Source organism: Bradyrhizobium sp. PUT101 (genome assembly GCF_052043945.1).
In the GTDB taxonomy this organism is placed as follows: Bacteria; Pseudomonadota; Alphaproteobacteria; order Rhizobiales; family Xanthobacteraceae; genus Bradyrhizobium.
This window is the reverse complement of record NZ_CP197207.1, coordinates 3,140,003-3,156,652: the sequence shown is the minus strand read 5'-3', so window position 1 is coordinate 3,156,652 and position 16,650 is coordinate 3,140,003. Positions and strand designations below refer to the sequence as shown.

The 16,650-nt window shown below is 64.4% G+C and carries 21 protein-coding genes; 10 read left to right on the top strand and 11 right to left on the bottom strand.

The features are described from left to right. Window positions 1–9: 9 nt before the first annotated feature. Both ACSHT2_RS15565 and ACSHT2_RS15560 read left to right on the top strand, forming a co-directional pair. A complete protein-coding gene (locus ACSHT2_RS15565; protein WP_124162840.1) occupies window positions 10–294 on the top strand; it encodes a cupin domain-containing protein in 285 nt (94 codons plus the stop codon). A gap of 94 nt (window positions 295–388) precedes the next feature. Further along, entirely contained in the window at window positions 389–1,363 is a 975-nt protein-coding gene (locus tag ACSHT2_RS15560; protein ID WP_440642326.1) for a hypothetical protein, read from the top strand. 16 nt (window positions 1,364–1,379) lie between these two features. On the opposite strand, the gene ACSHT2_RS15555 is transcribed toward ACSHT2_RS15560, so the two are convergent. Together ACSHT2_RS15555 and rpsU are read right to left on the bottom strand one after the other, a co-directional pair. Beyond that, complete coding sequence (locus tag ACSHT2_RS15555) at window positions 1,380–2,030, bottom strand: tetratricopeptide repeat protein (protein ID WP_440642325.1); 651 nt, start codon at window positions 2,028–2,030, stop codon at window positions 1,380–1,382. 252 nt (window positions 2,031–2,282) lie between these two features. Continuing rightward, entirely contained in the window at window positions 2,283–2,579 is a 297-nt protein-coding gene (gene rpsU, locus ACSHT2_RS15550; RefSeq protein WP_008546194.1) for a 30S ribosomal protein S21, read from the bottom strand. 261 nt (window positions 2,580–2,840) lie between these two features. On the opposite strand from rpsU, the gene aqpZ reads away from it, so the two are divergent. Beyond that, entirely contained in the window at window positions 2,841–3,563 is a 723-nt protein-coding gene (gene aqpZ / locus ACSHT2_RS15545; RefSeq protein WP_440642324.1) for an aquaporin Z, read from the top strand. Between the two features lie 37 nt (window positions 3,564–3,600). Here the strand turns inward: aqpZ and ACSHT2_RS15540 are convergent, their stop codons facing one another. The 3 genes from ACSHT2_RS15540 to ACSHT2_RS15530 form a co-directional block, all read right to left on the bottom strand. Beyond that, on the bottom strand, window positions 3,601–4,707 hold the full coding sequence (locus ACSHT2_RS15540) for a 5-(carboxyamino)imidazole ribonucleotide synthase (RefSeq protein ID WP_440642323.1): 1,107 nt from the start codon (window positions 4,705–4,707) through the stop codon (window positions 3,601–3,603). Beyond that, on the bottom strand, window positions 4,704–5,192 hold the full coding sequence (purE, locus tag ACSHT2_RS15535; protein WP_319331575.1) for a 5-(carboxyamino)imidazole ribonucleotide mutase: 489 nt from the start codon (window positions 5,190–5,192) through the stop codon (window positions 4,704–4,706). Before purE ends, ACSHT2_RS15540 begins: the two co-directional genes overlap by 4 nt. A gap of 93 nt (window positions 5,193–5,285) precedes the next feature. Next, complete coding sequence (locus ACSHT2_RS15530) at window positions 5,286–5,477, bottom strand: hypothetical protein (protein ID WP_440643053.1); 192 nt, start codon at window positions 5,475–5,477, stop codon at window positions 5,286–5,288. On the opposite strand from ACSHT2_RS15530, the gene ACSHT2_RS15525 reads away from it, so the two are divergent. After that, window positions 5,419–6,057 carry a GGDEF domain-containing protein gene (locus ACSHT2_RS15525; protein WP_440642849.1) on the top strand — a complete coding sequence of 213 codons (639 nt, stop codon included), beginning with the start codon at window positions 5,419–5,421 and terminating at the stop codon, window positions 6,055–6,057. The genes ACSHT2_RS15530 and ACSHT2_RS15525 overlap by 59 nt on opposite strands. Window positions 6,058–6,059: 2 nt before the next feature. Here the strand turns inward: ACSHT2_RS15525 and ACSHT2_RS15520 are convergent, their stop codons facing one another. The 3 genes from ACSHT2_RS15520 to ACSHT2_RS15510 form a co-directional block, all read right to left on the bottom strand. Further along, window positions 6,060–6,311, bottom strand: coding sequence for a hypothetical protein (locus tag ACSHT2_RS15520; protein ID WP_440642322.1), 252 nt, complete (start codon window positions 6,309–6,311; stop codon window positions 6,060–6,062). Between the two features lie 22 nt (window positions 6,312–6,333). Further along, complete coding sequence (locus tag ACSHT2_RS15515; protein ID WP_124162847.1) at window positions 6,334–6,552, bottom strand: hypothetical protein; 219 nt, start codon at window positions 6,550–6,552, stop codon at window positions 6,334–6,336. 129 nt (window positions 6,553–6,681) lie between these two features. Further along, complete coding sequence (locus ACSHT2_RS15510) at window positions 6,682–6,888, bottom strand: YdcH family protein (protein ID WP_008546179.1); 207 nt, start codon at window positions 6,886–6,888, stop codon at window positions 6,682–6,684. 329 nt (window positions 6,889–7,217) lie between these two features. On the opposite strand from ACSHT2_RS15510, the gene ACSHT2_RS15505 reads away from it, so the two are divergent. Further along, the gene (locus tag ACSHT2_RS15505; RefSeq protein WP_028138361.1) at window positions 7,218–7,397 is read left to right on the top strand and encodes a YdcH family protein; all 180 of its coding nucleotides are present in this window, start codon (window positions 7,218–7,220) and stop codon (window positions 7,395–7,397) included. A gap of 139 nt (window positions 7,398–7,536) precedes the next feature. Here ACSHT2_RS15505 and ACSHT2_RS15500 read toward each other — a convergent pair whose 3' ends face one another. Then, window positions 7,537–8,664 (bottom strand): NAD(P)/FAD-dependent oxidoreductase, encoded by a 1,128-nt coding sequence (locus ACSHT2_RS15500; protein WP_440642321.1) that lies wholly within the window; start codon window positions 8,662–8,664, stop codon window positions 7,537–7,539. Window positions 8,665–8,866: 202 nt separating this feature from the next. Between ACSHT2_RS15500 and ACSHT2_RS15495 the strand changes: the two genes are divergently transcribed. The 5 genes from ACSHT2_RS15495 to ACSHT2_RS15475 are packed head-to-tail and all read left to right on the top strand — an operon-like array spanning window position 8,867 to window position 14,766. Next, the gene (locus tag ACSHT2_RS15495; protein ID WP_440642320.1) at window positions 8,867–11,548 is read left to right on the top strand and encodes a sensor domain-containing protein; all 2,682 of its coding nucleotides are present in this window, start codon (window positions 8,867–8,869) and stop codon (window positions 11,546–11,548) included. Between the two features lie 34 nt (window positions 11,549–11,582). Next, a complete protein-coding gene (locus ACSHT2_RS15490; RefSeq protein ID WP_440643052.1) occupies window positions 11,583–11,813 on the top strand; it encodes a hypothetical protein in 231 nt (76 codons plus the stop codon). A gap of 52 nt (window positions 11,814–11,865) precedes the next feature. Continuing rightward, window positions 11,866–13,038: an ABC transporter ATP-binding protein gene (locus ACSHT2_RS15485; RefSeq protein ID WP_440642319.1), complete on the top strand. Its 1,173-nt coding sequence runs from the start codon at window positions 11,866–11,868 to the stop codon at window positions 13,036–13,038. Continuing rightward, window positions 13,035–13,949, top strand: a complete 915-nt coding sequence (locus ACSHT2_RS15480; protein ID WP_440642318.1) for an ABC transporter permease — start codon at window positions 13,035–13,037, stop codon at window positions 13,947–13,949. The genes ACSHT2_RS15485 and ACSHT2_RS15480 overlap by 4 nt, the downstream gene beginning before the upstream one ends. A 4-nt stretch (window positions 13,950–13,953) precedes the next feature. Then, complete coding sequence (locus ACSHT2_RS15475; RefSeq protein ID WP_440642317.1) at window positions 13,954–14,766, top strand: ABC transporter permease; 813 nt, start codon at window positions 13,954–13,956, stop codon at window positions 14,764–14,766. Window positions 14,767–14,884: 118 nt separating this feature from the next. Here ACSHT2_RS15475 and ACSHT2_RS15470 read toward each other — a convergent pair whose 3' ends face one another. After that, complete coding sequence (locus ACSHT2_RS15470) at window positions 14,885–15,736, bottom strand: carbohydrate ABC transporter permease (RefSeq protein ID WP_028178649.1); 852 nt, start codon at window positions 15,734–15,736, stop codon at window positions 14,885–14,887. After that, entirely contained in the window at window positions 15,733–16,605 is an 873-nt protein-coding gene (locus tag ACSHT2_RS15465; protein ID WP_319331565.1) for a carbohydrate ABC transporter permease, read from the bottom strand. The genes ACSHT2_RS15470 and ACSHT2_RS15465 overlap by 4 nt, the downstream gene beginning before the upstream one ends. Window positions 16,606–16,650: the final 45 nt, after the last annotated feature.

Genomic DNA, 16,650 nt, shown 5'->3' with positions numbered 1-16,650 from the left:
AGAGTTCCGATGCTTGCCGCCAAGTCCGAGGTTCAGATCGACAACGAGCAGGTCCGGGTGACCGAATGGCGGCTCGCCCCGGGCAGCGCCACCGGGCATCACACCCACGGGATGGATTATGTGATTGTTCCCGTCGCCGCCGGCGAGATGACCATCGTGGCGCCCAGTGGCGAACGGTCCAAGGCGCAGCTCGCGGCCGGAAAATCCTACTTCCGCAAGGCCGGCGTCCAACATGACGTACTTAACGAAACCTCAACTGAGATCGTGTTCCTTGAAATCGAGCTGAAGCCGTAAGTCCGGCGTTACCCTTTGCCATTGATCCGTCGCAGTTGATCCCTCACAATGCCCTAAAGTTCCCGCATCTGATCGCGCGGGGAGTGGCCGAGAAATGCTGAAATACCTCGCTAAAATCTCGATGGATATTTTCCCCTCGGTGCTCGCGACGATCATCGGGGCGTACATCGTTAATCATTACATCAACGCCAAGCCGGCGGCCGATGCCCCCGCAGCCGTGGTTGCGCCCGCCGATGCCGGCCAGAACGGCAAGCCTGCTGATGTCGCCAACCTCCCTGGGCCCGGCGTCAAGGCCAAGGGCATCTCCGAGAAGAGCGTAACCGACAAGCCGGCAGCCGATCATCACCCGGTCGCCGAGCCGAAGGGGGCTGACAAGGCCGCAGAGAAGGCTCCGGACGTGGCGCCGGCCGAGACCAGCCCGCGCGCCAAGCCCTCCGCCCGTGAAAAGGCGGTCGCCAAGTCCACGCCCAGCCCAGCCGTCACCGCACCTGCTCCCGCTGCGCCGGTGGTCGAGGCCAATTCGGCGCCGGCTGCTGCCGCCCCGACCGCAGCAACCCCTGATGCCAACGATCTCGTACGTGCTGCGATCGAGCGCCTGCGCAAGTCGCCTGAGGGCAGGTCCGCTGAGGCCAGATCTTCCGAAACCAAGCCTGCCGAGGGCAGGTCATCCGAGGGCAGGTCGTCCGAGGCCAAGCCGGCCGAAAGGCCGGCGGAGCCTGCGGTGCGGGAGGCCGCCCGCACGCCGGAGGGCCCGCGGGTCGTTGGTATGGAGCCGTCCACGGTCCGTCCGTTGCCGCCGCCGATCTCGGTATCGACACCCTCACCGGAGGCGTATGGCAATGGTAGCTTCAATCCGCCCTACACCGCCTCGATCGGCAACGACGATCCGAATCGGGTGACGCCACCGGCTGACATTCCCGTGCCGGTGATCCCGCCGCCGCTCGACCTGCGCGCGGATGCTGGTGCCTCCATGCCGCGGCCGAAGAAGACCAATGTCGCCGACGAGATGCTGTCGGGCATGAAGTCGATGTTCAACGCCGTTCTGCCGAAGAGCGCCACCCCCGATTAAGGCTGCGCCGAAACCGTCAGCCGCCGACGCGGGTAAGACCGCTGCGGGCGGCGTCATCGCGTGGACGAAGCGCGACGGCCCTGGTGTAGGACGCCGCCGCCTTGGCCCTGTCGCCCAGCCGCTCGTAGGCCTGCCCGCGCGCGGTCCAGACCTGGGCGTTGTGCGGATCGGCCTCGGAGGCTTCATCGAGATCGGCTGTGGCCTCCTTGACCTTGCCGAGCGCGAGATGGCTGATGGCGCGGCCGAGCAGAGGCTCGACCTTCTGCGGGTTGAGCCCGCTCGCGGCACTGAAATCGGCAATCGCGAAGTCGTGCTGGTTCTTGCTCTGGTAGATCAGGGCGCGGCCATAAAGTGCCTGCGCATTGTAGGGATCGAGCCCGACCGCGCGATTGAACTCGTCCAGCGCTGCCGCGGTCTCGCCCGACTTCGCCAGGGCCTGGGCCTTTGCGGTGTGGGCCTGAGCTTCGGTGACGTTGCTGGCGCTCACCGCGCTCTCGGCGGGCGCTGCCGCCTTCGGTGCCTCCTGAGGTTTCTCCTTCTCCGGGATCAGCGATCCCAGATCGAAAGAGCAGCCGCACAGCGCGAACCCCATCAAGGTCAGCGCGAGCGGCTGCTGCCAGATCCGGCGTCGCCACGCCAAGCCGCGCTGAGGTAAAGGGGAAGCCATCTACGGTTCGCTCGCGCTAGAGCAGGATCCGGAAGAGTGTGCCGCGGTTTCCTCTCGCGACAAACGCGGAACGCGTTTTCGCGGAGATCGTGCTCAAACAATTACCTAAAGTGCGATGACCATTCATCCAATCTTATCGCGCTCTAACGCCGCATCGGTCGTGCCCCGTCCCGCGAAGGCACCGCTCACAAACAATAACGCGGGCCAAGGGCCCGCGTCATCGAAAACCGAGATCTTAAAAGGTTCGGCAAATCAGCGCGGTCCGCGCGGACCTGCACCGGGGCCTCCACGACCGCCGCGATCACCGCCGGGGCCTGCGCCGAACACCGGCTTCGGCTTCATCGGCAGCAGGCCTTCGCGCTGCAGCTTCTTGCGAGCCAGCTTGCGCGCACGGCGCACGGCTTCGGCCTTTTCGCGGGCCTTCTTTTCGGACGGCTTCTCGTAATGACCGCGGAGCTTCATCTCGCGGAAAATGCCCTCGCGCTGCATCTTCTTCTTCAGCGCCTTGAGGGCTTGATCAACATTGTTATCGCGAACGAGAACCTGCACGCGGCATCCTCTTTAGGTGGATCGGATTTGAATTCTGGTAAGTCAAAGGGGATAGCAAAAAGCCGGGCGCCCTTAGCCTTGAGCGCGCGGATGTATCAGACAAAACCTTGGATGTCCACCGGCCAAGCGGGTTTTCGGGCCAAGTTCGGCCATTAAATGCGGCGAAAATACCTCTGAACGGTCCCAATTTGGGTGGTTTCGTGCCAGAAGGCGGGCCGTTTCCGGAAGTTGATCCGGAGCTGAAATCAGGGGAGATGCCACATGGGCATGAAAAAATACGCCGCCGAAGCCATCGGTACTTTTTGGCTCACATTCGCCGGTTGCGGCAGCGCGGTGATCGCGGCCGGTTTCCCGCAGGTTGGTATCGGACTGGTCGGTGTCTCTCTCGCATTCGGCTTGAGCGTCGTCACCATGGCCTATGCGATCGGGCATATCTCCGGCTGCCATCTCAATCCGGCCGTCACGGTCGGCCTTGCCGCCGGCGGCCGCTTTCCGGCGGGCCAGATCCTGCCCTACGTGATCGCCCAGGTGGCGGGCGCGGTCGTTGCCGCGTGGCTCCTCTATGTCATCGCGAGCGGGGCGCCCGGATTCGACGTCAGCAAGGGCTTTGCCTCCAACGGCTATGATGCGCATTCCCCTGGCCAGTACAGCATGATCGTGTGCTTCCTCACGGAGGTGGTGATGACCATGATGTTCCTGTTCATCATCATGGGCGCCACCCATGGCCGCGCACCGGCGGGCTTCGCACCGCTCGCGATCGGGCTCGCGCTGGTGATGATCCATCTCGTCAGCATTCCCGTCACCAACACCTCGGTGAACCCGGCGCGCAGCACGGGCCCGGCACTGTTCGTCGGCGGCTGGGCGCTGTCGCAGCTCTGGTTGTTCTGGGTTGCACCGCTGATCGGCGGCGCGCTGGGCGGGGTGGTCTATCGCTGGCTCAGCGAGGAGCCCGCCGGCGTCGTTGCGGGTGTGAAGACGGCGTGATCGCAAAACGGGATCGCGGCCAGCAGCCGCGGTCCCCTCATTCGCCCTTTGGCGGCCGGACTTCGGTGACATGGCCCATCTTGCGGCCGGGGCGCGGTGCACCCTTGCCGTAGATGTGCACGGTCGCGCCCGGCACGCTCAGCCATCTTTCGTAATCGTTGATCTCGTCGCCGATCAGGTTGGTCATGGTGACGACTTCGCCGTGGCGCACGGGCTTGCCGAGCGGCCAGCCGGCGATGGCGCGGATGTGCTGCTCGAACTGCGAGACCGAGGCGCCATCGAGCGTCCAGTGCCCGGAATTGTGCACGCGCGGAGCGATCTCGTTGACCAGCACCTTCGGTCCGGTGCCATTGGCGAGCACGAACATCTCGACGGCGAGCACGCCGACATAGTCGAGCGCGCCTGCGATCTTTCCGGCGATGCTGCGCGCTTCCTCGGCGAGCGCATCCGGAATCGGCGCGGGCGCGCGCGATATCTTCAGGATGTGGTCGCGGTGCTCGTTCTCGGTGACGTCGAAACACTCGACCTCGCCTGCGGCCGAGCGCGCGGCGATCACGGAAATCTCGCACTCGAACGGCACGAAGGCCTCCAGGATCGCCGATTTGGTGGCGAGGCTGGTCCACACCTTCGCGATGTCGTCGCCGTCGCGGATGATGACCTGGCCCTTGCCGTCATAACCGAAGCGGCGGGTTTTCAGCACGGCCGGAAGGCCGATCCTGGCGATCGCCTCGCGCAGGGAGGGGACGGAGGTGACGTCGGCATAGGCTGCGGTTCCGATGCCGAGCCGCGTGACGAAATCCTTCTCGGCAAGACGGTCCTGGGTGGTCTCGAGGATCTTCCGGTTGGGCAGCACGGGTCGGCGCGCATCCAGCACCATCGCGGCTGCCGCGGGCACGTTCTCGAATTCATAGGTGATGACGTCGACGTCGTTCGCGAACAGCTCGAGCGCTTCGACATCGGCATATTCGGCGCAGGTCGCGTTCAGCACGACGTCGAAAGCCGGCGAGTCCGGATCGGGCGAGAACACCTGGCAGCGCAGGCCGAGCCGGGCCGCAGCCATGGCCAGCATCCGGCCCAATTGTCCGCCGCCGAGGATTCCGATGGTGTCACCGGGCTTCAGCTTCACATGCCTGGTGCCGGTCACGCCTTGTCCTCCGGGCGCTCGGCGACCGCCTCGGTTTGCGCCTTGCGCCAGGCGGCGAGGCGATCGGACAGGGCCGGGTCGGACAATGCCAGCACGGCGGCTGCAAGCAGCGCGGCATTGATCGCGCCGGCCTTGCCGATGGCGAGGGTGCCGACCGGGACACCCGCTGGCATCTGGACGATCGAATAGAGCGAATCGACGCCCTTGAGCGTCTTGGATTCGACGGGAACGCCGAATACCGGAAGTTCCGTCAGCGCCGCCGCCATGCCGGGCAGATGTGCGGCGCCACCGGCGCCGGCAATGATGACCTTGTAACCTGCAGCCTTGGCGCCCTTGGCGAAAGCAAACAGCCGGTCGGGCGTGCGATGTGCCGAGACGACTCGGCTGTCGGCGGCAATGCCGAGTGCATCAAGCGTGTCGGCGGCATGCCGCATCGTGTCCCAGTCCGACTGGCTTCCCATGATGATGGCGATCGGCGCGGTCATGACGTCAATTGTGCCCGGAAAAACAGAAAGATAGGCCAGATTTACGGTTCCGGCCGGCGGCTCGCAAGGCGGTGGCAAGGAGAAGGGAATCCACTATCCTGTCTTGGTGAATCCCCGCAAGCCTTCATTGAGCAGGATGCCCATGAAGAAACCAAAAAGGGCGAGTGCTGCGAAGGCCAAAAAAAATGGCCGGAAGACCAGCGCCGGCCGATCCACCCCCAAACGGCTGACCGAGCGACCGGCGAAGCCGCCGCGGCGCGCCGTCTCGGGCGATGGCGGAGCCAAGGAAAACGTCAGGGCGATAGTCCGGAGCTTGCGAGCCAAGCTCAAGCAGGCGCAGCGCCGGGTCGCGGAACTGGAAGCTGCGGCCGATACCGATTTCCTGCTCGACATTCCCAACCGGCGCGGCTTCGAGCGCGAGCTCGCGCGCGCCATCGCCTATATGAAGCGCTACCGCGCCAGCGGGGCACTGATCGTGCTCGACGTCGATCGGCTGAAGCCGATCAACGATTCGTTCGGTCATGCCGCCGGCGACGAGGTGCTCAAGGCGATCGTCGCCACGCTGACACGACAGGTCCGCGCCTCCGACGTGGTCGGCCGGCTCGGGGGCGACGAGTTCGCGCTGCTGCTCTGGAATCTCAGCGAGACCGACGCCAAGGCGAAGGCCGCAGCCTTCGAGCAGGCGATCGACGAATTGTCCTTCGTCTTTCGCGGCCAACACGTGACCGCGGGCGCTTCCGCCGGCGTCGCGCTGCTGGGGGCGCAATCCGACGCAGGCCGCGCCCTGGAGGAGGCGGATGCCGCCATGTACGTGCGCAAGGCGCGTCGGCGGCACGAGCCGGGGATCAGGCTGGTCAGCAGCTGAACTTACAGTGTCCCCAGATCTTCCGGCACGTTGCCGAATTTGCGCAGCAGCCTGGCGTCGCCGAATTCGCCGGTGGCGGGATCGCCGCTGCGGCTGAACGCGACCGCGCCGACGTGGCCGGCACCGTGGGCCAATATCTCGGCGCGCCGCAACGCGGCGGTCGAGGTCTGGCATTCCTCGGCAGCGCCGGCGACCGGCGAGCCGTCGGCGTCGATCAAAAAGGGCATTGCAACGTAGTAGGTCACATCCGACATGGCGTTGCTCCAGTGTTGAAAATCAGGCGGCGCTGCTCTTGCTCCGCATCTTGCTGCGCGAGGTCTCCGGAATGCAGCCGGCGGAAATCGCCGCCTGCAATTCCTCCAGCTCGGCTTCCAGATATTCATTGGCCATGATCAGCGCCTTGATGGTGCTGCGCAGATTGCCGTCGCACATCGCGATCGCCTGGTCGCAGGCCTGTTCATAATGGCTGTTGTCGAGAAGGGGCGTTGCCGACATTTGCGTTGTCCTCGTGCCGTGGGCTTTGGCCTTTTCGGAGAATTGGGCGCTTCGAAATGTTCCTATTTTGTTCTAATTGAGTCAAGCGGATTCATGTGGGTGAGCGCGCGGCGCAGGCCGGCTCACGGATCAGGCGATGATGTCGGGGGTAATCTGGTCTTCGATGAACGCGATGCGATCACGCAACAACAGCTTGCGCTTCTTCAACCGCTGTAACCGCAATAGGTCGGGGGCGGGCGATTGATGCAGTGCATCGATCGCGGCGTCCAGATCTCGGTGTTCCTGCTGCAACCGGGTGAGCTCGGCTTCGAGCTCACGCTCGTCTTCATTGGTCATGTCTGCGGTGGCCGAAAACCGATAAGCGTGAGATTAAGGCTGTGGATGCCCTGTGGAAATTATCGTCCTTGCGCGGCGTGATCGCAAGCGATCTGCGATCCTCGCTCGCCGGTCTCCCGCAACATATTTCTGCAGGCCGACGCGGTGTTGCGCAGGCGCATTGATATCATGGATTTTTCCCGCGCGGTTCCCTTAGTCACGCTTCGTTACATATGAACTTTCAAAAATGACACTGCGACGACGGATACCCATCGACAGGATGAATCGGTGATGTAGACTTAATCGTCCGGATCGAATCCTGAGGTTCAACCCTACCGAGGAGGTTTCGAATGACAATTCAGGCACATCTTGTTGAATTGGAACGGAAGCACAAACTTCTCGAAAACGAATTGCATGACGCTCTCGTGCACCTTTCAACAGACGACCTGCAAATTGTTGAGTTGAAGCGCCGGAAGTTGATGGTCAAGGACCAGATCGAGCGTCTGAAGCACGGCGACACGCTCCACTAATGACCCCCGTAACACCGTAGAGTTGATCACATCCTTCCACGCAGGGATGAGAGCATTCGTGCTCATCCCTGCTGCAAGGTGGCGCAAGATGTTTGCCTGGCGCCAGCTTTGCCGGGACGTCGTTTCTCGACGCGAACCGTTATTCACCTCGCTCCAAAACGCTCTGGATGTCTGCGAGCTCGGCGACGTGATCGGCGATCGCGAGCGACGACGTCAATCCTGGGGATTCGATACCGAACAGGTTGATCAGGCCTGCAACGCCGTGGTCGCGCGGGCCCTGAATCAAAAAGTCCTGAGTGGCCACAGCCGGCGGAACGATCTTCGGGCGGATGCCCGAATAGCTCGGCATCAGCGCGCCATCGGGCAGCGTCGGCCAGTATTTGCGGATCGCCGGATAGAAGCGCTCGGCGCGTGACGGATCGACCTCGTAGTTGATCGTCTCGATCCATTCGACGTCGGGCCCGAAACGCGCCTGTCCTGCCATGTCCAGCGTCAGATGGACCCCTAGCCCGCCGGGTTCGGGCACCGGATAGATCAGGCGCGAGAACGGTGCCTTGGCGTTGCAGCTGAAGTAGTTTCCCTTGGCGAGATAGGCCGGAGGAATCCGGTCCAGCGGCATGCCGTCGACGTTGCGCGCGACATTCGTCGCCGACAGCCCCGCGGCGTTGACGAGGAGGCTGCATTGCAGCGTCATCGGCGCCTCGCCGCCGGCCTCGACCTCGATGACGCCGGCAGTCGCCTTGGCGCGGATCAGCGGGGTGTGAAACGCGAACGCCGCGCCGGCGTCCTCGGCCTCGCCGCGCAGCGAAAGCATGTAGGCGTGGCTGTCGATGATGCCCGTTGACGGTGACAGCAGCGCAGCATCGCAGGCGAGCGCCGGCTCCAGCGCCCGCGCGGCCTCACCCGTGAGCAGCTGCATGTCGAGCACGCCATTGGCCTCGGCATGCGCCTTGATCGATTGCAGCTTCTCGGTTTCCTTCGCATTGGTCGCGACGATCAGCTTGCCGCAATTCTTGTGGGGGACGCCGCGTTCGGCGCAGTAGCGGTAGAGCGCGTGCCTGCCGCCGACGCACATGCGCGCCATCCAGCTCCCGGCGCGGTAGTAGATACCGGCATGGATCACCTCACTGTTGCGCGAGGAGGTGACGGTGCCAATGGCCTCGGCTGCCTCGAGCACGATGACCTCGCGCCCGGCCTGGGCGAGCTTCCGGGCCACCGCGAGCCCGACCACGCCGGCTCCGATGACGATGCAATCGACCCTATCCATGGTTGTGCAGGATGTCCGCTGGAAGCGCCGGTGGCACTGGAGCCGAGAACGAGGGCGGGGGCCCGTTTTCCGTTAAGCAAGCATTTATCATGTCAGGGCAATTGCCGATTCTAGCGTCACATTTTTCTGTTGCGCCTACAGGCGTTTACCCGATCCAAACCCGCGAGGCCAGACAATCCAACGTTGAAATCGCGGGTGGCTGATGGCTGAGAAGAACTGGCACGTGGGCAGCACGCTTCTGATTGCTGTGCAGGCCGTCGTATGCCTGGCCGGTGCGGTCACGCCTGCGCGTGCTTTTGCGCTATCGGACAGCTCTGCTCCGGGCGATCTCACCAAGCTCGATCCCAACGTCATCTGGGAAGCCCTGATTGCGGTTATCGTCGTGTGCTCGTTCCTCGCCGCGATCGCGCTGTGGATCCATTCCTCGCTGCGCCAGACCAGACGTTTGCAGTTGCGGCGCAACGCCTTCATTTCCTCTGCCATGAACAATCTCAATCAGGGCGTGGTGATGACGGATGCACAGAGCCGCGTCATCTTCTGCAACGACCGCTATCTCGAGATCTATGGCCTGACACGGTCGGATATCCGGGCCAGCATGAACGGCCGCGAGCTGCTCGAGCTGCGACGCCGGCGCGGCGTGCTCGGCGGCGCGTCCGATGACGAGTTCTACGAGAAGGCGGCAAGCCCAAACGGCCTGATCACCGAACTGCCGGACGGTCGGGCCATCCTGGTGAAATTCTTCGTGCTGCCGAACGGCGGCTCGGTGGCGACGCATCTCGACGTCAGCGAGCAGCGCAAGCTGTCGCGGCAGCTTGCCTCGACCAAGCAATTCCTGGAATCGGTGCTGGACCATGTGCCGGCCTGCGTGGCAGCCAAGAACATGGACGGCTGCTACATCTTCGCGAACAGCGCCTATGAGCGGTTCTGGGGTTTGTCGCGGGACTTCGCCGTCGGCAGGAACGCGCGGGAGCTGTTTGCGCCGAACTCGGCGTCCAGCATCGAGGCGGCCGACCAGGCGGCGCTCAATTCGCCGGATGGCCAATATCGCAATGAGTTCGAGGTCGACCGTGCCGGTGCGCGGCGCATGGTCGCCTCGATCCGGATCGTGGTCCGCAACGAGAGCAACAAGCCCGAATTTCTGCTCATCGTGTTCGAGGACATCACCGACCGCCGCTCGCTGTCGCAGGAGCTGGAGAGCACCAAGAAGTTCCTCGAGCTCGTGGTCGACAACATCCCGGTTGCGCTGATCGTGGAACAGGTCAAGGACGGCCGCTATCTGCTCGCCAACCGCAGCGCGGAGACGATCCTCAACCGCAGGCGCGAGGAAACCACCGGCCTGACGGCCTCCGACATCTTCAACGCCAAAGAAGCCAGGCTGATCATCGCCCGCGACGAGGCCGCGATCAAGAAGCGCGGGATGATCACCGAGGAGCATCCGATCTCCACCAAGGACGGCCTGCGGCTGTTCCTGACCCGCCGCGCCACCGTGCTCAATGATGCCGGCGAGCCGCAATATCTGATCAAGACCCACGAGGACGTCACCGACCGCCGGCAGACCGAGTCGCGCATGGCGCACATGGCCTATCATGACGGCCTGACCGACCTGCCGAACCGCGCCGCCTTCCTGCAGGCACTGACCCAGATGATCGAGGCCTGCGAAGGCACCGGCGAGGAGTTCGCCGTCCTCTGCGTCGATCTCGACGGCCTCAAGGAGGTCAACGACGTCTTCGGCCATGCGCTCGGCGACAAGCTCCTGATCGAGGTGGCCCATCGGCTCCAGGACTCCGCGCGTGGCGGCGTGGTGGCGCGCCTGTCCGGCGACGAGTTCGGCCTGATCATCGACGGCAAGCAGCCTGAGGCGGGCCTCGCACTGGCGCGGCAGATCGGCGAAGCCGTCGCCCGGGAATTCCAGATCGACGGCCGGCCGGTCCGCGCCGGCATCACCACGGGCATGTCGGTCTTCCCGCACAATGGCACCGATGGCGCCTCGCTGCTCGCCAATGCCGGCGCGGCGCTGTTCCGCGCCAAGCAGAAGTCGCGCGGCACGATCAGCCTCTACCAGCCGGAGATGGACCAGCAGATCCGTGATCGCCGCGTGCTGCATCAGGACCTCTCGATGGCGGTCAAGAACGGCGAGCTCTCGCTCGCCTTCCAGCCGCAGGGGGCGGCGGGCCACAGCGTCGCCGAGAGCGAGATCATCGGCTTCGAGGCGCTGGCGCGCTGGCAGCATCCGGTGCGCGGCCAGGTTTCGCCCGCCGAATTCATTCCGATCGCCGAGGAGAGCGGCCTGATCGTCGAGATGGGCGAGTGGATCCTGCGCGAGGCCTGCCGCGAGGCGGCGTCCTGGCCGAAGCCGCTCCAGGTCGCGGTCAATCTTTCGCCGGCGCAGTTCATGCACGGTGACGTGGTCGGACTGGTCCATTCGATCCTGATCGAGACGGGCCTTGCACCGGGCCGGCTCGAGCTCGAGATCACCGAGGGCGTGCTGATCGAGGATTTCGATCGCGGCCTTGCGCTGCTGCGCCGCCTGAAGGCGCTCGGCGTGCGCATCTCCATGGACGATTTCGGAAGCGGCTACTCCTCGCTGAGCTACCTCCAGGCGTTCCCGTTCGACAAGATCAAGATCGACCGCGCCTTCATCATCAATCTCGGCCGCAACCCGCAATCGGCGGCAATCGTGCGCGCGGTGATCGATCTCGGCCACGGCCTCGATATGTCGATCATCGCCGAAGGCGTCGAGACGGTGGACCAGCTCGCCTTCCTCGCCAAGGAGGGCTGCGACGGCGTGCAGGGCTATCTGCTCGGCAAGCCGCTGCCGATCGGGAAATATGCCGGCCTCGTCGGTCGCGCCGAAGCGATGGAGCTTGCGCTGAAGACCGGCTAGTTATGGGAGTGCTTCGCTCCCATTCGACGGCTTCATGGCGGATTACGATCTCGCGATCATCGGCGGCGGCCTGAACGGTGTCAGCCTCGCGCGCGATGCGGTGGGTCGCGGCCTGGTGCGTTACCTGATGCGTCACGAATGGGCGCGCTTCCCCGAGGACGTCCTGTGGCGTCGTTCCAAGCTCGGTCTGACCATGCCTGCGGCGGACCGCGACGCGCTGGCCGCGTTCATGACGGGTGTAAACGATTCATCCCGAACCGGTTGAGCTGGGGACGATCGGCCGCTAGCGTGCGGCGGAATCGGGGTTGGCAGGGAACATGACGGACGAGTTGCCCAGAACGAACACCGCGGCCAATGCGGCCGGGGTAGATCCGTATCCCGCGGCGGGGCAGCCGTTGCTGCGCATCGAGGGTGTCACCAGGACGTTCGGGACGTTCCGCGCCGTCGACGGCGTCTCGCTCGACATCAAGGCCGGCGAGTTCTTCGCGCTGCTCGGTCCCAGCGGCTGCGGCAAGACCACGCTCTTGCGTATGCTTGCCGGCTTCGAGGCGCCGGACGAGGGACGCATCCTGCTCGGCGGCAAGGACATCGCGCAGGCGCTGCCGCACGAGCGCCCGATCAACATGATGTTCCAGAACTACGCGCTGTTCCCGCATCTGTCCGTGCGAGACAACATCGCCTTCGGCCTGAAGCGCGCCGGCATGCCGCGCGCCGAGATCGCCACCCGCGTGGCCGAGATGGTCGCACTGGTGAAGCTCGAAGGGCTCGAGAAGCGCAAGCCGGATCAACTCTCGGGCGGCCAGCGCCAGCGCGTGGCGCTGGCCCGCGCGCTGGCGCGCCGGCCGCAACTGCTGCTGCTCGACGAGCCGCTCGCAGCCCTCGACAAGAAGCTGCGCGAGAGCACGCAAGGCGAACTGATGGAGCTGCAGCGCCGGCTCGGCATGACCTTCATCATCGTCACCCACGATCAGGAGGAGGCGATGACGATGGCGAGCAGGATCGGCGTGATGAAGGCCGGCAAGCTCGCCCAGGTCGCGAGCCCCCGCGAGCTCTACGAGGCGCCGCGCTCGCGCTGGATCGCGGAGTTCGTCGGCGACATCAATCTGTTCGACGGCGAGTCCAAATTGCGCGACGGTCACCGTCTGGTCATCGGTACGCGTGATGCGGGTGCGCTGGTGGTGGCCGAGCCGCGCGAGCCGGTCGGCGCGGGAAGATTGGCTGTCGCGATCCGCCCCGAAAAGGTCAAGCTGTCGCGCCGCGGTCCCGTGAGCGAGGCCGGTCGTGAAACTGCGATCAACCGGCTGGACGGCGTCATCGCCGACATCTGCTATCTCGGCGGCACCACCACCTACAAGGTGAAGCTCGATACCGGCGGGACGGTGCAGGCCTCGGTCGCCAACAGCGCACGCATCGACGTCGACGCCTACAGCCTGAACCAGCACGTCGTCGCCTGGTTCACGCCCGACGACTGCGTGGTGCTGCCGTCATGAGCTCCCGCCGTATCTTCGCGCGGCCGGCGCGCTTTGCCGCGATCGCACCCTATGTCTGGATGGTGCTGTTCTTCCTGGTGCCGTTCGCCTTCGTGCTCAAGATCAGCCTGTCGCAGACGGCGATCGCACAGCCGCCCTACGATCCGGTCTTCGACCTGACGGCGGGATGGGACGCGCTCAGAGGCGCCTTTGCCGCACTCTCGGCCGACAATTTCAAGCTGCTCGTGTCCGACGAGATCTATGTATTTGCCTATGTGCGCAGCCTGACCGTCGCCGTCACCGCGACCGCGCTGTTGCTGCTGATCGGCTATCCCATCGCCTATGGCATGGCGCGGCTGCCGAAGCGCTGGCAGGCGGTGGCGATGGTGCTGGTGATCGTGCCGTTCTGGACCTCGTTCCTGATCCGCATCTATGCCTGGATCAACATCCTCCAGCATGACGGCCTGCTCAACCAGATCCTGCTGGCGCTGCATCTGGTCAGCCGGCCCGTGGTGTGGCTCTCCACCGACAGCGCGATGTATATCGGCATCGTCTACTCCTACTTGCCGTTCATGATCCTGCCGCTCTACGCCACGCTTGCGAAGATGGAGCCGGCGCTGGAGGAGGCGGCCGGCGATCTCGGCGCGCCACCCTGGCAGGTGTTCTGGCTCGTCACCTTTCCGCTGTCGCTACCCGGCGTCGGTGCCGGCGTGCTCCTGTGCTTCATCCCGATCGTCGGCGAATTCGTCATCCCGGACCTTCTGGCCGGCTCCAATTCGCTGATGATCGGCCAGACCCTGTGGCTGGAATTCTTCACCAACAGGGACTGGCCGGTTGCGTCCGCGGCCGCCATCGTGCTGCTGGTGGTGCTGCTGGTGCCGCTGCTGCTGTACGAACGGCTGCAGAAGCGGCAGCTCGAACACGGGCGGTGAGGCGATGCGCAAGGTCTCCCGCTTGTCCCGCTTCAACATCGCCTCGCTCGCGCTGGGGCTGGCGTTCCTCTATCTGCCGATCCTCATCCTCGTCATCTATTCCTTCAACGCCTCGCGCCTGGTGACAGTGTGGGGCGGCTGGTCGCTGCGCTGGTATCACGAGTTCTTCAATGACCGCGCCATGATCGAGGCGGCCTGGATGAGCCTGCGGGTCGCGGTTGCCTCCGCGACGATCGCGACGCTGCTCGGGACGCTCGCCGCGGTGGCGCTGTCGCGCGGCGAGAGGTTCCGCGGCCGCACGCTGTTCTCCGGCATGCTCTATGCGCCGCTGGTGATGCCGGAGGTGATCACCGGATTGTCGCTGCTGCTGCTGTTCGTCGCGCTGAACGCCGAGCGCGGCTTCTGGACCGTGACGATCGCCCATACCACGCTGACGATGTGCTTCGTCGCCGTGGTCGTGCAGTCCCGCCTCGGCTCGCTCGATCGCTCGCTGGAGGAAGCGGCCATGGACCTTGGCTGCGACCCGGTGCGCGCCTTTCTCTCGGTGACGCTGCCGCTGATCGCGCCAGCGATCGTTGCCGGCTGGATGCTTGCCTTCACGCTCTCGCTCGACGATCTCGTGATCGCGAGCTTCACCACCGGCCCGGGCTCCGCCACGCTGCCGATCCGGATCTATTCGGAGGTGAGGCTCGGGGTGAAGCCTGAGATCAACGCGATCTGCACGCTGGTGATCGCCCTGATCGCGGTCGTCATCGTCATCGCCTCGCTTGCCTCGAAACTGTCGAGCTCGCAAGGCGAGAGCGCAGCGCCGTTGTAGAGTCGATCGTCATTCCGGGGCGATGCGAAGCATCGAACTACGGTGCGCAATTGCGCACCTGAGAATCTCGAGATTCCGGGTTCGGTGCTGACGCACCGCCCCGGAATGACAGTTCGTGCTACGACTTCACCGCGCCCGCCGTCAGCCCGCCCACCATGTAGCGGCGGAAGGCGTAATAGACCGCAGCCGGTGGCAGCGCGTAGATGAAGCCGGTGGTCATGAGCAGCTCCCATGGCGAATCGTCGGCGGCGAGGAAGTTGCCGAGCGCGACAGGGAGGGTGATCTCGCGGTCGTTCGAGAGCAGCAGGAAGGCGTAGAGATATTCGTTCCAGGCCAGCAGCACCGCATAGGTGCCGATCGCGACCAGCGAGGGCATCATCAGCGGCAGGTAGACCAGGCGGAAGATCTGCAGCGTCGTCGCGCCGTCCATGACGGCGGCCTCGTCCAGCTCGACCGGCAGCTTGTCGGAGGCTTGCTTGAGCACCCAGATCGCGTAGGGGCTGGCGATCGTCACCATGGCCAGGATCAGCGACCAGTGATTGTTGAGCAGGCCGTAATTGCCCATGGTGCGGTACATCGGCACGGCAAGGAATGCCGCGGGGATGAAATAAGTGAAGAGCGCGAGGTTCAACACTGTGCGCCCGCCCGGCACCTTCAGCCGCGAGATCGAGAACGCCGCTGCAGTCGCGATGAACAGCGTCAACACGCCGACGGAGACCGCGATCACGGTCGAATTCCAGAACTGGATGTAGAAGTCGCGCAGGAAGTAATGCTGCTGTTTGAAGACGATCTCGAAATTGTGCAGCGTCGGGTGATCCGGCCACAGCTTGCCCGAGAACGCGTCCTCCTTCGGGGAGATCGCGAACAGGAACATGTGATAGATCGGGATCATCGTCCACAGGAAGACGGGAATGCCGATCAGCAGCAGCCGCGCTTCGGTTCCGACTTCGCGCAAGGAGGGGAGCTTCATCGCGACAACCGTTTCATCATGAAGTACACGAGCGGCAGGACGAACGGCATCGCGCAGACGATCGATGCCATGGCCAGCGAGAGCTGGTCGAGCCGGAGATAGCGGATGCCCAGCGTCGCCAGCACATGCGTGAGGTCGGCCGGGCCGCCGCCGGTGAGCAGATAGACGCTGTTGAAATCGCCGAGCGTCCAGATCATCGAGAGCAGCGTGCAGGTGACGTAGAGCGTCTGCATCGAGGGCCAGGTGATGTAGCGGAACTTCTGCCACCAGCTCGCGCCGTCGACCTCGGCGGCCTCGAACAGATCGTGCGAGATCGCGAGGCGCCCGGTGATCAGGATCAGCGTCCAGAACGGCAGCGACTTCCAGATATGCACGGCGATTGCCATGGTCAGCGCCACGGTCGGATCGTTCAGCCAGTTCGGGCCGTCATCGCCGGTCAAGGAGAAGATGTAGTGGTTGATCATGCCCCATTCGGGATTGAGCATGAAGCGCACCGACAGGATGGTCGGGATCGACGGCACTGCCCAGGGCAGGATGAAGATCACCGAAAGCCATTTGATCCAGGTGCGCTGCTGGGCGAAGAAGCCGGACAGGAACAGTGCGATCAACATCTTGATGTTGATGCCGATGACCAGGAAGATCAGCGTGTTGACCGCGGCGCGCGCGAAGATCGGATCGTTGTAGAGCGCCACATAATTCGAAGGGGCCCGCGCCAGCCACAACCCGTAGCAGACGGGATAGACGACGAAAGCAAGGAAAACGAGCAGATAGGGCGCGAGCAGCACGATGCCCCAGACCTGCGCCGGGGTCAGTCGCGACGACAGGGGCGGGCCGGGGATTGCCTGAGCGCCAGAGAGCGTGATCGCCATTCTTTTCTGACTCTTCAAAGTGAAGCCGGCCGCGAAACGCGGCCG

Coding starts and splice junctions, on each gene's coding strand:
- ACSHT2_RS15480 (WP_440642318.1), top strand. CDS start 13,035: ATGAGCTCCCGCCGTATCTTCGCGCGGCCGGCGCGCTTTGCCGCGATC.
- ACSHT2_RS15485 (WP_440642319.1), top strand. CDS start 11,866: ATGACGGACGAGTTGCCCAGAACGAACACCGCGGCCAATGCGGCCGGG.
- aqpZ (WP_440642324.1), top strand. CDS start 2,841: ATGGGCATGAAAAAATACGCCGCCGAAGCCATCGGTACTTTTTGGCTC.
- ACSHT2_RS15520 (WP_440642322.1), bottom strand. CDS start 6,311: ATGTCGGATGTGACCTACTACGTTGCAATGCCCTTTTTGATCGACGCC.
- ACSHT2_RS15470 (WP_028178649.1), bottom strand. CDS start 15,736: ATGAAGCTCCCCTCCTTGCGCGAAGTCGGAACCGAAGCGCGGCTGCTG.
- ACSHT2_RS15465 (WP_319331565.1), bottom strand. CDS start 16,605: ATGGCGATCACGCTCTCTGGCGCTCAGGCAATCCCCGGCCCGCCCCTG.
- ACSHT2_RS15500 (WP_440642321.1), bottom strand. CDS start 8,664: ATGGATAGGGTCGATTGCATCGTCATCGGAGCCGGCGTGGTCGGGCTC.
- ACSHT2_RS15560 (WP_440642326.1), top strand. CDS start 389: ATGCTGAAATACCTCGCTAAAATCTCGATGGATATTTTCCCCTCGGTG.
- ACSHT2_RS15555 (WP_440642325.1), bottom strand. CDS start 2,030: ATGGCTTCCCCTTTACCTCAGCGCGGCTTGGCGTGGCGACGCCGGATC.
- ACSHT2_RS15495 (WP_440642320.1), top strand. CDS start 8,867: ATGGCTGAGAAGAACTGGCACGTGGGCAGCACGCTTCTGATTGCTGTG.
- ACSHT2_RS15510 (WP_008546179.1), bottom strand. CDS start 6,888: ATGACCAATGAAGACGAGCGTGAGCTCGAAGCCGAGCTCACCCGGTTG.
- ACSHT2_RS15565 (WP_124162840.1), top strand. CDS start 10: ATGCTTGCCGCCAAGTCCGAGGTTCAGATCGACAACGAGCAGGTCCGG.
- ACSHT2_RS15490 (WP_440643052.1), top strand. CDS start 11,583: ATGGCGGATTACGATCTCGCGATCATCGGCGGCGGCCTGAACGGTGTC.
- ACSHT2_RS15515 (WP_124162847.1), bottom strand. CDS start 6,552: ATGTCGGCAACGCCCCTTCTCGACAACAGCCATTATGAACAGGCCTGC.
- ACSHT2_RS15475 (WP_440642317.1), top strand. CDS start 13,954: ATGCGCAAGGTCTCCCGCTTGTCCCGCTTCAACATCGCCTCGCTCGCG.
- purE (WP_319331575.1), bottom strand. CDS start 5,192: ATGACCGCGCCGATCGCCATCATCATGGGAAGCCAGTCGGACTGGGAC.
- ACSHT2_RS15505 (WP_028138361.1), top strand. CDS start 7,218: ATGACAATTCAGGCACATCTTGTTGAATTGGAACGGAAGCACAAACTT.